9 protein-coding genes are annotated in these 12,883 nt (G+C 73.2%); 7 read left to right on the forward strand and 2 right to left on the reverse strand.

The window, feature by feature from the left end:
- Nucleotides 1-250: 250 nt before the first annotated feature.
- On the reverse strand, nt 251-997 hold the full coding sequence (locus INT49_RS00175) for a protein phosphatase 2C domain-containing protein (RefSeq protein WP_193115718.1): 747 nt from the start codon (nt 995-997) through the stop codon (nt 251-253).
- Nucleotides 998-1,132: 135 nt separating this feature from the next.
- On the opposite strand from INT49_RS00175, the gene INT49_RS00180 reads away from it, so the two are divergent.
- The 4 genes from INT49_RS00180 (at nt 1,133) to INT49_RS00195 (ending at nt 8,543) form a co-directional block, all read left to right on the forward strand.
- The gene (locus INT49_RS00180; RefSeq protein ID WP_193115719.1) at nt 1,133-2,926 is read left to right on the forward strand and encodes a MinD/ParA family ATP-binding protein; all 1,794 of its coding nucleotides are present in this window, start codon (nt 1,133-1,135) and stop codon (nt 2,924-2,926) included.
- Nucleotides 2,927-2,990: 64 nt separating this feature from the next.
- The gene (locus INT49_RS00185) at nt 2,991-6,125 is read left to right on the forward strand and encodes a DEAD/DEAH box helicase (RefSeq protein WP_193115720.1); all 3,135 of its coding nucleotides are present in this window, start codon (nt 2,991-2,993) and stop codon (nt 6,123-6,125) included.
- Between the two features lie 10 nt (nt 6,126-6,135).
- Complete coding sequence (locus tag INT49_RS00190; RefSeq protein ID WP_193115721.1) at nt 6,136-6,957, forward strand: SWIM zinc finger family protein; 822 nt, start codon at nt 6,136-6,138, stop codon at nt 6,955-6,957.
- A 5-nt stretch (nt 6,958-6,962) separates the two neighbouring features.
- Nucleotides 6,963-8,543, forward strand: coding sequence for a serine hydrolase domain-containing protein (locus tag INT49_RS00195; protein WP_193115722.1), 1,581 nt, complete (start codon nt 6,963-6,965; stop codon nt 8,541-8,543).
- 14 nt (nt 8,544-8,557) lie between these two features.
- On the opposite strand, the gene INT49_RS00200 is transcribed toward INT49_RS00195, so the two are convergent.
- Nucleotides 8,558-10,069 (reverse strand): serine/threonine protein kinase, encoded by a 1,512-nt coding sequence (locus INT49_RS00200; protein ID WP_193115723.1) that lies wholly within the window; start codon nt 10,067-10,069, stop codon nt 8,558-8,560.
- Nucleotides 10,070-10,166: 97 nt separating this feature from the next.
- Between INT49_RS00200 and INT49_RS00205 the strand changes: the two genes are divergently transcribed.
- The 3 genes from INT49_RS00205 (at nt 10,167) to INT49_RS00215 (ending at nt 12,868) form a co-directional block, all read left to right on the forward strand.
- Nucleotides 10,167-10,448, forward strand: coding sequence for a hypothetical protein (locus tag INT49_RS00205; protein WP_193115724.1), 282 nt, complete (start codon nt 10,167-10,169; stop codon nt 10,446-10,448).
- A gap of 47 nt (nt 10,449-10,495) precedes the next feature.
- Entirely contained in the window at nt 10,496-11,416 is a 921-nt protein-coding gene (locus INT49_RS00210; protein ID WP_193115725.1) for a hypothetical protein, read from the forward strand.
- A gap of 132 nt (nt 11,417-11,548) precedes the next feature.
- Entirely contained in the window at nt 11,549-12,868 is a 1,320-nt protein-coding gene (locus tag INT49_RS00215; protein WP_193115726.1) for an alkaline phosphatase family protein, read from the forward strand.
- The last annotated feature ends 15 nt before the right edge of the window (nt 12,869-12,883 follow it).

The raw sequence follows: 12,883 nt of genomic DNA on the forward strand, positions 1-12,883 counted from the left end.
ACGACGCGCTCCCTTGGAGTCTAGGCCTTCTCCGGCATCGTGTAAACGCGCCACGCATCCCTGTTTTCGCAGGTGGCATGCAGGTTCAGCGGCATCCTCAGGTGTTGCTCGGGCCAAACATCTGTCATCAAAAGACCAAACCCGAAGGCGAGGCCCCGGTTCTCCACACGGCGCTCGTCCTCGCCGCGTCACCGGTGCTCCCGGGGCGCGATCAGCAGGGATTCAGGATCCGCCCCGCGAGCCGTCCTCGTCACGGACGAAGTGTGAGCACCGTCGCATCATCATGGAGCTTGCGCGGGCGTCGAGCGACCTCGAGCGACCGCTCCCCCGCCCGGATCCCCTCGATCACGCGACGCGGGTCGGCCTCCAGCGCGAGCGCCAGCGACGTGTCGTCGTCCTGATCGAGTAGGTCCACGGCCCGGGTGATGCCGTCGGAGACGAGATGCACCGATCCCAGCGTCGCCCGCGGCGTGCGCCCGACCAGTGCCTGCTGCGCTGCCTCGCTCTCGTGCCGCACCACCCAGAACCCGCCCGTGGCGTTGCGCCGCGCCTCGACGGCCGTGGCCTCCCGCTCCCGGGCGACCACCTCGTCGACCCGTTGATCAGTGATCCGCGCGACGCGACCATCCGTGCCTCGCAGCAGCAGCGAGGAGTCGCTCAGCACCAGGTGCTCGAGGTGCTCTCCGACCCGTCGTGCGACGACCACGGTGGCCGAGGGTCCGCCCAAGTCCAGATCGCACTCGTGCTCGTGCAGTCCGCGCACATCGGCGATGGCACCGGCCAGCGCGCTGCGCAGATCGGTGGAGCGGTCCTGGGCGCGGATCAGCAGGCGCCCGGCGACGACATGGGAGAACCAGGCGACGCTGTGGTGGCAGCCGGCGCGGAAGCGCTGCGGCACCCCGGCCCCGTCCAGCAGCACGGCCACCTCGCCGAGCGCACCGGCGGCGTCCTCGTTCTCGCCCGTGCCCGCGGGCTCGGACAGCAGGAAGGTGTGCACGTCGCCACTGTAGGCAGGCCCGGGACGTCTCGTCGAGGAGCGCCCGATGGCCCGCCCCCCGTACAGTAGAGCCGACCCCTGCCACCCGGTCGCACCCGGCCGGGCGGGCATTCAGGATCCGGAAGGAACTCATCGATGATCGCGCAGGCGCGGATCACCTCCGACACCACCGCCACCGTGCACCTCGCCGACGAGACCGTCGAGGTCACCGGGGCGGATCTGCCGGAGATCCGCAATCGGGTGAAGCAGGTCTTCATCACCACCGCCCGTACCGGGGAGAAGGCCGTGGATGTGGTGATCGTCGAGCCCGACGTCCGTCACCACCTGCGGGTCGAGCCCACCGGCCGGATCGCCGGCCGTGCGGCGGACGACCAGCCGCTGTACGGTCCCCCGATCGATTCGCCCCTGATCGCTCCGCCGGTCGTCGAGGAGGAGCTGCCCACGGACGACACCGTGGACCTCAGCTCGATCGATCCGGCGATGCTGACGACCGTCGGCGCGAAGCCGGCCCCCGTGCCGAGCTCCGACACCGCCTCGAGCCCGGTCACCGGCGAGCATGCCGCCATCGGCGCCGACGAGACCGGGGAGCTCCCCGCCGTGCGGTCCCGCGCACGCCGCCGCCGCGCGGCCGCGATGCCCGCTGCCGAGGGCCAGAGCAGCTCGACCGACTCCGCCCCGTCGCCGCACTCCGCGACCTCGGCGGCTTCTGCATCTTCGGCGACGTCGGCGACATCGCCGAGCTCCGCCGGGCACAGCCATTCCGCCGCCTCGTCGAGCTCGCCGTCGCCCGCCCCGTCGGCCGCCTCGGCGGAGTCCGCGCTCTCCGCGTCGTCGGCCCCGGCGGCTCCGTCGGATCCGTCGGATTCGTCGGCGTCGTCGAATTCGTCAGTGCCCGGCACACCGGTGCCGTCCCCGGTCCCGGCCGCCACCGGCCCCATCCCCTCCCCCGCGTCGAAGCGTCCGCTGCCGGGGCGCACCGCCCCGGAAGCCGAGTCCCGACCCACTCTGCAGGATCTGCAGAGCTCGACCTCGAAGCCGGAGAAGATCAAGGCCACCCGCGGCATCCCCGGGTTCATCACCCGGGTCACCGGCGGCGCGATCTCCCCGCGGCCCGGCACGGCCGAGCGTCGGGACACCGAGCGCCTGGAGCGCGTGCGCCAGCCGCTCGACGGACCGCGCAACATCGCCGTCGTGAACCTCAAGGGCGGGGCCCACAAGACCACCGCCTCCCTGATGATCGCCGCGTCGCTCGGCGTCACCCGCGGCGGCAACGTGCTGGCCTGGGACAACAACGAGACCCGCGGAACCCTCGGCTGGCGCGGCATCCCCACCGACCACCACCGCACCGCGGTCGACCTGCTGCAGGACATCGAGAAGCTGCGCGCCCCGGACGCGAGCAACGCGGACCTCGATCCGTACGTGCGCCCCCAGGGCGAGATGCGCTTCGACATCCTGGCCTCCGACGAGGACCCCGGCTCGGCCGCCTCCATCGACGGCGAGGCGTTCGCGGACCTCAACGACGCTCTCTCCCGCTTCTACCGGATCAAGGTCATCGACACCGGCAACAACGTGCGCGCCTCGAACTGGCTGGCCGCTGTGCGCAACGCCGATCAGCTCGTGATCGTCTCGACCGTGCGTGAGGACACCTTCAACGCGGCCGCGTGGATGATCGACGAGCTGCGCGCGACGGGTCTGGCCGAGCAGGTCGACCACGCGGTGACGATCCTGTCCCACTCCTCCAAGGGCAAGGTGGATCCGACGCTGCGCGACCGCCTGCTCGCGCACTTCGGCGCCCACACCCGCGCGGTGGCCGAGGTGCCCTACGAGCAGCAGTTCGTGGACGGCTCCCACCTGGACTGGACGCGCGTCTCGCCGAAGACCAAGGAGGCCTGGCTCGACGCCACGGCACTGATCATCGACGGGCTCTGAGCTCCCCGTCCACAACGCGGGCCCCGTCGGCCCGGACGTCGGTCGCGGGGCCTAGGCTGGGACCATGCCCACCCGCCGCCTCAGCCTCGTCGTCGACGAGGACCTGGGACCCTCCCTGTGGGTGCGGGAGGAGACCGGTCCGGGCCGCTCGAAGGCCCTCGAGGATCTCTCCGACCTGCGGCGGGAGGCCCCAGCTGCTCTCGCAGAGGCCCTCGCCGACGCCCCGGACCAGCTGCGCCACCGGGTGCGGATCGCGGGCCGTGCGGGGGATCGCCGGGTCCCCGCCCTGCCGCTGAGCGGCACCGCCCTGACCGCCGTCGTGGGTGCGGCCACCGAGCTGCTCGAGGCACGGTTCGGCGACGCCTTCGCCGAGCAGGTCTCCGCGCTGCTCGCCGACGGCGCCGCGGCCCGGCTCGGCGGCGAGCTGATCGCCATGCCGGACCTCATCGCGGCCACCGTGCTGCATCTGCGTGCGCAGGGCGTCGTCGCCGACCGCGCGATGCGGGTGCGCGCCCGCGAGCGCTTCGGCCGTCCCGTGCTCGAGTGGCGCGCCCCGGAGCGGGACGCCCCGCCGCTGCTCCACGCCCTGGTGGACGGGCACGCCCGGTCCGCCTTCGCGGAGCACCTGCGGACCGTGCAGGCTCCCGCCGAGGATCGCCTCGGCGTGCTGTGGGCGCTCGCCGACGACGGGGACCTGCGCGCCGACCTGCCCGCGCAGCGCCGGATCACCGCCGCCTTCGACGCCTTCGTGGACTCCGGCCGCCCCGGCGTGCAGCTCACCTCCACGGACAGCGAGCTGGTGGTGCGACTGTTCCAGCCGCCGGTGGGCACCGCCTGGCCCCTGCAGACCTGCCTGCGGGAGCACGACGGGACCGTGCATCCCATCGCCGATCTGCGCGCCGTCGGAGACCTCACCGCCGCCGGGGCCGCCGAGGCCTCTGCCGCGGTGATGCGTTTGGCTCCGACGGTGCGCAGCGCATCCGTCGACGAGACCGGGGTGGACTGGCTGCTGACCACCGCCGAGGCCGGCGAGTTCCTCTCCCGGGACACCCCGGCCCTCGAGGACGCCGGGGTCACGGTGCTGCTGCCGCGCGACTGGACGAAGCAGCGCACGACTCTGCGCCCGCAGGAGGCCGAGGAGGAGGGCAGTCAGGAGAGGAAATCCTCCGGCGTGGGCCTGGGCGCGATGGCCTCGTTCCGCTGGCGGGTCGCCGTGGGCGACACCGAGCTCACCGAGGAGGAGATGGAGCAGATCCGGGAGGCGCAGTCCGAGCTCGTGCAGCTGCGCGGCCAATGGGTGCGCCTGGACGCCACCACCCTGCGCGCCGCCGAGCGCTTCCTCGACGCCTTCACCTCCCGCACCCGCGACCGTCGCCTGCGCACCGGCGACGACGGGATCGTGCAGGACGCCCCGCCCCTCACCTCGCCCGGCGGCCGCCCGTCGGCCCCGTCAACCGCGTCAACCCCGTCGGCCCCGTCGATGCCGGATCTCCCGCCCCCGCCGGCCGAGATCGCCGGGCAGGCGCCCTGGCTGGAGATGTTCTCGCTGATCCTCTCCCCCGACGCCGCCGACGTGGACTTCGGGCTGGCCGCAATGGTCTCCGGGGGCCGCCACGGGCTGGCCCGGCTGATGCCCGGGGCCGAGGGCGCCTTCCCCCACCCGCAGCCCCGTTCCCTGCAGGCCACGCTGCGGCCGTATCAGGTCGACGGCCTGAACTGGCTGTGGGCGCTGGACCGGATGGGGCTGGGCGGGATCCTCGCCGACGACATGGGGCTCGGCAAGACGATGCAGGTCCTCGCCCTGCTGTGCCGTGAGCGGGAGGGCACCGACGCCTTCGGGCACGAGCGGTACTCCGTCGAGGTCCCCGATGTCGTCCCGGCGGCGACGCCCGGGAGCGTCGGCCCCACCCTGCTGGTGTGCCCGATGTCCGTGGTGGGGGCCTGGCAGCGCGAGGCGGCGACCTTCGCCCCGCACCTGGCGGTGCACGTGCACCACGGCGGCAGCCGCCTGCGGGACGAGTCCTTCGTGGCCGGCGCCGGCGATCTGGACCTCGTGATCACCACCTACTCGCTGCTGGCCCGCGATCTCCCGGTGCTCTCGGCCGTTCCCTGGCACCGCATCGTGCTCGACGAGGCGCAGCACGTGAAGACCCCGGGCACCCAGGTCACGCGCGCCGCCCGCACCCTGCACGCCCCCCATCGCCTGGCGCTGACGGGCACCCCGGTGGAGAACAAGCTCGCCGATCTGCACTCCCTCATGGAGGTCGCGAACCCCGGGCTGCTGGGCAGCGCGAACAGCTTCCGGGACCGCATCGCCACCCCGATCGAGGAGGAGGGGGACAGCGGGGCGCTGAGCCGCCTCAAGCTCGTGACCTCCCCGTTCATCCTGCGCCGGGTGAAGACGGACCGCTCGATCATCAAGGACCTGCCGGAGAAGAGCGAGCTCACCCGGGTGGTGAACCTGACCCCGGAGCAGGCCGGCCTCTACCAGGCGCTGGTCGACGAGCTGATGGCGAAGATCGACGGGGCCGACGAGAAGACCCGGCGCACCCTCGTGGTCTCCACCATCACCCGCCTGAAGCAGGTGTGCAACCATCCCGCCCACTACCTGGGCGACGGCTCGGCGATCCTGCGCGACGGCCAGCACCGGTCCGGGAAGCTCGAGCTGATCGACGACGTGCTCGAGGCGGCCTTCGCCGAGGGCGAGAAGGTCATCCTGTTCACCCAGTTCACGACCTTCGGGCATCTGCTGGTCCCCTACTGGGAGGAGCGCTTCGCCGAGATGGGGGTCTCCTCGGTGCCTTTCCTCCACGGCGGCGTCTCCAAGCACGACCGCGATCAGATGGTCGCCGAGTTCCAGGAGCATCGCGACCGCCCCGGGCTCATGCTGCTGAGCCTGCGCGCCGGCGGCACCGGCCTCACCCTCACCGCCGCCAACCACGTGGTGCACCTGGACCGCTGGTGGAACCCGGCGGTGGAGAACCAGGCCACCGACCGCGCCTTCCGCATCGGCCAGCGCCGCGACGTCACCGTGCACAAGCTGGTCAGCGCCGGCACCGTCGAGGAGAAGATCGACACGGTCCTCGCGGACAAGCAGTCCCTCGCCGATCTCACCATCAGCCCCGGCGAGGACTGGCTCTCCGATCTCGACGACGACCGTCTGCTGGACCTGCTGACCCTGGACGAGGACGAGACATGAGGGACGGTCGATGAGCATCAAACTGGTCTCGCGCCGCGGCGCGATCGGGAAGGGCTGGCACGCCGTCGCGCTGCGCGATGCCGCCGAGCGTCTCCTCGGCGTGGGCCGCTCCGGCAGCGGGAGGGCCGACGCCCGCGCGGGGCGCGTGCAGTGGCTGGACGTCGAGGCGGGGATCGCCCGCGGCGACGTGCTCGACGCCGACGGCGAGCTGTATCAGGCCCGCCTCGACCTGCCCGTCTACTCCCCGTCGGACCGCGAGGTGTTCCTGCAGGTGGTCCGGGCCCGCCCCGAGCTGCCCGCCCGGCTCGCCGCCGGAGAGTACCCGCAGGAGATCGAGGGCGCGCTGGCCCCGCACGAGATCTCGCTGCTGCCGCGCGACGCCTCCGAGCTGAGCCACGACTGCTCCTGCCTGGACTGGCCGGGACCCTGCCGCCACGTCGCGGCCCTGGTGTACGTGCTGGTCGAAGCCGTGGACGAGCACCCTGTGCACCTGGTGACCCTGCGCGGCCTCACCCTCGAGGATCTGATCGCGCCGCGGGAGAGCGCAGCGGCGAGCAGTTCCGCCGAGCGGGCCGATCCCCAGGACGACGACGGGACGGACGCCGAGGGGGCGGACGCCGACGATGACGCCGGGTCCTCCCCCGGTCCCGCACCGATGCCGGCCCCTTTCGATCCCGGGCGCACCGACCCCTCGCTGCTGGCCGCGGCGATCGGCGCGGAGCCGGCCCGGATCATCGCCGAGTTCTACGGCTCGCGCGGCCCGGCGGCCCCGGAGCCGTCGGAGTCCCCGGAGTCGCCAGACCACCCCACGCCGCCCGACGTCCTAGAGTGAGATCCATGCCCTCCAGCTCCACCGCTCCCCGTCCCAGCACGCCCGGCACCCCCAGCACCACGGTGCCCCCTGCCGCCCTCGCCGCGATCTCCGCCCTGTTCGAGGAGGCCGTCGCCGGCCACAGGACCTCCGGGGTGACCTGGGCGATCATCGGCGGGCACGACCACGAGCAGGCTGTCCTCGCGCACGGCGCCGCCGGCTACCGCGAGCTGGACGCCGGACAGCTCGCCGCCGGGTCCGCCCCCATGGACGGGGCCACGATCTCCCGCATCGCCTCGATGACGAAGTCCTTCACCGCCGCGACACTCCTCGCCCTGCGCGATGAGGGGAAGCTCCGCCTGGACGATCCGGTGAGCGCCTACGTGCCCGAGGCCGCCGGGGCCTTCGAGCTCGCCTCCGACGACCCCGAGCCCACCCTGCGCCACCTGCTCACCATGGGTGGAGGTCTGGTCACCGACAACCCGTGGGGCGACCGGCAGGAGGCCATGACCCGCGAGGAGTTCGCGGCGCTGCTCGCCGGCGGGCTCGGACATGTGCACCACCCCGACACCGGCTTCGAGTACTCCAACACCGGATACGCCCTGCTGGGCCGCGTGATCGACGAGGTCACGGGCTCGGACTACACCGCGCAGATCCGCGAGCGCTTCCTGGAGCCGCTGGGCATGGCGGACACCGCCTTCGAGACCTCCACCCTGGACGCCTCCCGCGTCGCCACCGGTCACCGCCTGGCCGACCGCACCGACGCCACCCGCTTCGAGCCGGTGCCGCTGGACTCCCCCGGCGTGTACGGCGCGATGGCCGGCCTGTTCTCCACGGTCGACGACGTCGCCACCTGGGTGCGCTTCCTCGCCGCCGCCGATGCCCCGGATTCTGCGACCCGCGAGCAGGCACTGCTCTCGTCGGCCTCGCGCCGCGAGATGCAGCAGCTCAAGCGCCACCACCGGATGCCCGCCCTCCCCGCCGGCGAGGACGGCCGTTCGCCCGGCTTCGACCGGATCCGAGGGTACGGCTTCGGGCTGGTCGTCGAGCAGTTCCCCGACCTCGGCGAGATCATCTCCCACTCCGGCGGATACCCCGGGTACGGCTCGTTCATGGTGTGGCACCGCCCCACCGGCGTGGGCATCGTGGCGCTCGCCAACTCCAAGTACGCCCCCGCCGTCCCGCTGTCGATGCAGGCCCTGCGGATCCTGCAGCGCGAGGCCCCGGCCCTGCTCGCCCCCGCCGCGACGCAGGCGGCACCCCGCACCCTCGAGGCCGCCTCGGCCGCCCTGGACTGGCTGCGCACCGGGGAGGACTCCGTGGCCGACGCCTGGTTCGCGGACAACATGGACCTCGACACCTCCCGCGCCGAGCGCCGCCGACGCCTGGACACTGCCCTCGCCGCGACGGGTCTGGGCACGAACAGCTCGGACGCCCTGGCGTCCCTGCGCGCGGAGGATGCGACGGCGATCAGCCGTGCGCAGCTGCGCTGGGTGCTGCCCGGTGTCGGGGACGGCGCCCCCTCCCTGCGCATCGACCTGCTCATGGACCCCCGGCGCGAGGCGCTCGTGCAGTCCCTGGACACCACGGCGGTCGCACCGCGCTGAGGCCGGTCGGCCGCTCAGGCGAAGGCGTACCCGTCGCCGTCGTCGGCGAGGGTGCAGGAGATGTAGTCACCCTCGGGCGTGAGGGCGATGACCCCTTCGTCCTGCTCAGCGCATTCCTGGCCGGGGTCGACCTCGGCGAAGGCCGCGTCGATGCTGCTGGTGCCAGCACCGGCAGCGCCCGCACCGTCGCCGCCTGCGCCGAGTGCGGAGTCGTTGGGGAAGATCATCAGCAAGGTGATGGCCACGATCACGCCGAGCACGACCGCCGCGGCGATCCCGAGGCCCACGGCGATCAGGGTGCTGCGGTCCTTGACCCCGTTGACCCCACCGTGGGAGGTGGCGGCGCCCGACGGGGACTGGACGCCCGGACGGGGGCCGGACGACGGCGAGTACTGCTGCGGCGAGTACTGCTGCTGCATCCCGCTCTGCGGCCCCGCTCCCTGCTGCGGTCCCGGTCCCTGCTGCGGAGCCCCGTACGGGGCTGTCCCCTGCTGGGTGGGGGCGTACTGACCGGGCTGGCGCTGCGCCGACGTCTGCTGCCCGGCCCACTGCGGTCCTGTCTGCGGGGACGGCGAGCCGGAGGAGAAGCCCTGCTGGACCTGGCCGGCTCGGATCGCCTCGAGCGAGGAGGGGTTGACCTGGGGGACGGGCCGCTCGGGTCGCACCGCCCCGGGAGCGTCCGCCGGCAGCGGGTCCAGGGTGTCGCGGAGATCGAGCGGACTGCCGTCGGCGTGGGCCAGGGGGTAGCCCTGCGGCACGCGCGGCAGATCGCGGCGCACCGAGTCGGCGTCCTGGTAGCGGTCCTCGGGCTGGGCGGCGACGAGCTTGCGGATCACCGCGGACAGCTTCGGGGTCACCCCGCGCAGGTACTGGGTGAGCTCGTCGGGCCGGAAGGAGCCGTCATGGAGCTTGATCGGGCCGTTCAGGGCCACCATCGCCACCACGCCCGCGGCGTAGAGATCGTGGGAGGGCACGGGCTCGGCCATCGCGAACAGCTCCGGTGCCATGTAGCCGGGGGTGCCGTTGACCATGCCCACATGCGTGAAGCGCACATCGGTCTCGTGCACGGCGATGCCGAAGTCCGCGAGTCGGGAGACGGGCGCGGCGCGGCCGCGCGGCTCGAACATGATGTTCGCCGGCTTCACGTCCCGATGGATCCAGCCCTCGGCGTGGATATGGGAGAGCCCGTCGAGCAGCTGGTCCAGGAGCACGACCACGGCGGGCTCGGCGAGCTTGCCGCGCGTCTTGACCACGGATTCGAGGGTGCCGCCGGAGGCCAGCGGCATCGCGATCACCACGTGCTCGTCCTCCGCACCCCAGCCGTAGGGGGTCAGGAGATGGGGGTGGTCGAAGCTGACGCCCTTCTCGCGCACGAAGCGCATGAGATCGGCGGAGTCGCGCTGGCGCAGCACCTTCGCCGCGCACAGCTCCTTGGTCTTCGAATCCCAGGCACGCCAGACAGACCCGGAACCGCCCTTGGCGATCAGGTCGATGAGGGCGAAGCGCCCGACGATCACATCAGCCATAACTTCCCCAGCATAACCACGAAACGCCCGACAGCTATGCTGACCTTCATCTCTGTGGGCCCGGGACCGTCCCCGGGCCCCTGCGCACCACGACCGGATGGGGGTTCTCGTGGTCCTGGCCGCACCCTTCCGGAGCGATCCGTTCTGGGATCCCGTCGCCTTCTCCTGGCCGATCCTGGGCATCCTCCTGGCCCTCACCGCCGTGCTCACCATCGGCCTCCTGGCCTGGGCTGTGCTGCAGTCCGAGGAGCCTGGCCACGACACCCGGGAGCTGGTGGACCGGGCCACGCGGCGCGACCGAGGTCGGGCCGACGACGTCCGCTACCGGCTCGACGCCGAGGCCGGGCGCGCGGATCCCTCCACCCCCGGCCGGCGATGACCCCACGACCACCGATGACTCCGCAGTCGACGACGGCTCCGCACGCGATGACAGCTCCGCCCGTCTCCTCGCTGCGCCGACGGGACCTCGCCGGCCTGGTCGCCGCCTCCGGTGCGATCCTGCTCGCGGCGGGATGCGGTCGCGATCCGGCTCCGGTCCCCACCTCGGGCGATGTCCCACGGGACCCGCTGGCCCACCTCGATGAGGTGCGCTGGGACGGGCGCACGGCGGACGACGTGCTGGCCCTGCCGATCGCCGGCGCGGCGTCGGAGCTGGAGACCTGGGGGGAGCTCGGGGACGACGATGCGGTCCTGGACCCGGCCCGTCAGTCGCTGATCTCCTTCCTCGAGGCCGCCTACCTCTCCCCCGGCGCGGTCCGCGGGCTCGACGACGCGGCCACCCTCGAGCATGTCCGCTCCGCGAGTCCCGAGTACTGGCGGGACCTCCTGCAGTCCGCCTGGGACGGCGGCGATCGCCAGGTCTACTGCTTCGCCCCCGCGGAGGGTTTCGCGAGCGTCGGACGCCCCGCGCTGTCGATGGACTGGTTCCGCGCCGATCACGACGGCGCCCCGGCGCTCCTGCTGGGCGGCACCATCGCGTGGACGGTGCTGGACACCGCCACCCGCGCCGTGGGCGTGGTCGCCTACCGCGTGGGCATCGTGGCGACCCTCCGCACCGGGACAGAGACAGAGGCAGAGTCAGAGACGGACACAGGAACCAGGGCTGTCGCGGGCTCCATCTCCACCGCCGCCCTCCGCGCCACCATCCATGGTCTGGATGCATGCGCCGTCGGCGAATCCGGCGGGCTCGTCGTGCCGGCCCTCGCGGACACCGTGGAGCAGCGCGCCGCGCAGCGGGCCACGATGGCGACCGTGATCGCGGCTCCCCGCATCGCGCGGGAGGACCTGCTGGATCCCGGGTCGGCGGCACTGACCGGGGACGACGCGACGAACGCGGCCTGCGCCTGACCAGGCGTCCGCCGAGGCGCACGGTGTTCACCAGGAGGTGGCCACGTGCTCACCCCGACCTCGCGCCCCGGCAACACCCCCGCCCTACGGTGGTCGGGACACCGTCCGTCGATCCCGCCGAGAGGGGCCCTTGTGACGTCCGGCCGCACGCTGATCATCGCCGTCGACGGACTCGACGAGCAGGACCTCCCCCACCTCGCCGAGCGAGCATCGCTGCGCGGGGGACTTTTCGGGGGCGTGTCGGAGGGGCCGTCGGGCGCCGCCACGCGCCTGCAGATCCCCCCGGGCGGCTCCACCGAGTCCGTCCCGACGCTGCTCTCCCTGGTCACGGGAACCTCTCCCGCTCGGGCCGGGGTGACCACCCAGCATCCCTTCTCCACCGGACCGGCCACGGCGCGCTCCGACTGGTACGCGGACTCGCTCAGGGTGCCCACCCTGTTCGACCAGGCCCGCGAGCAGGGACTGGTCACCGCCGCCCTGCAGTGGCCGGCGACGGCCGGCGCCGACATCGACCTCTGCCTGCCGTTGACCGAGGATCCGCACCGCTATCGCCATCGCTGGGAGATGGCCGAGGCCACCAGCTCGCCGCGGATGGTCGCCGAGCACCTCACGGCACGACGGGAGGCCGGGGTGCAGCTCTCGCAGGTCCCGCCGGACGACCTGGTCGCCGAGATCGCGGCGGACTGCCTGCGGCTCGGACCCGTCGATCTCCTCGCCCTGCGCCTGACCGGCCTCGGGTCCGTGCGCCGTCGGGCGGGCATGACCGGCCCCGATCCCTCTCGCGCTCTCGCCGACACGATCGATGCCCTGGACCAGGTGCTCACCTCCTTCGCCCCGGACGACGCAGACCGTGTGGTGCTGGTGCCGGGCAGGCCGCTGGTCCCGACGGATCTGCGGGTGCATCCCAATGCGGTGCTCGCCGAGCGCGGTCTGCTGCGCGCCGACGGTCCGCGGCTGCAGGATGTGCGCGCGCTGGTGTGGCCCGACGGGCCGCGCGGCGTGCTGCACGTGCGCCGGGACGAGGGGGAGGCCGTGCGGGAGTCCGCTCTCGCGGCGCTGACCGATCTCGTCGACCTCGCGCGGCGGAACGACCTGGCCGCACAGGAGGCGGACGACCGGCGCGACGACCTTCCCCGGCTGAGCCTGCGCCGGGTTGACGGCGGAGCCGGGGCGTCCGCGGAGACCGACGTCATCGCGGTGCTCGAGGGCTCCCCGGGAACCGTCCTCGGGCTCTCGGCCACGCGGCGCTCGCTGGTGGACGGCGGTGATCCCTACGACGACGGGCCCCGCGCCGCCACGGATCCCTCGGCCCGCACGGTCGCGGTCGCCCGCGGGCCCGGGCTGCCGACGTCGGACGTCGAGGGGTCATGGGCCGATCTGGGCGTGACACTGGCACGGGCCATCGGCGTGGAGCTGCCCGCGGCGACCACGCAGGGGATGCGCCCGATCTGAGGCGTCCGGTCCGAG

Origin of the sequence: Brachybacterium tyrofermentans (genome assembly GCF_014897585.1) — a bacterium.
GTDB classification, from domain to species: domain Bacteria; phylum Actinomycetota; class Actinomycetes; order Actinomycetales; family Dermabacteraceae; genus Brachybacterium; species Brachybacterium tyrofermentans.

Bases quoted from the DNA above. Each gene is read 5' to 3' on its own strand.
- INT49_RS00180 (WP_193115719.1), top strand. From the start codon at position 1,133: ATGATCGCGCAGGCGCGGATCACCTCCGACACCACCGCCACCGTGCAC.
- INT49_RS00185 (WP_193115720.1), top strand. From the start codon at position 2,991: ATGCCCACCCGCCGCCTCAGCCTCGTCGTCGACGAGGACCTGGGACCC.
- INT49_RS00190 (WP_193115721.1), top strand. From the start codon at position 6,136: ATGAGCATCAAACTGGTCTCGCGCCGCGGCGCGATCGGGAAGGGCTGG.
- INT49_RS00195 (WP_193115722.1), top strand. From the start codon at position 6,963: ATGCCCTCCAGCTCCACCGCTCCCCGTCCCAGCACGCCCGGCACCCCC.
- INT49_RS00200 (WP_193115723.1), bottom strand. From the start codon at position 10,069: ATGGCTGATGTGATCGTCGGGCGCTTCGCCCTCATCGACCTGATCGCC.
- INT49_RS00205 (WP_193115724.1), top strand. From the start codon at position 10,167: ATGGGGGTTCTCGTGGTCCTGGCCGCACCCTTCCGGAGCGATCCGTTC.
- INT49_RS00210 (WP_193115725.1), top strand. From the start codon at position 10,496: ATGACAGCTCCGCCCGTCTCCTCGCTGCGCCGACGGGACCTCGCCGGC.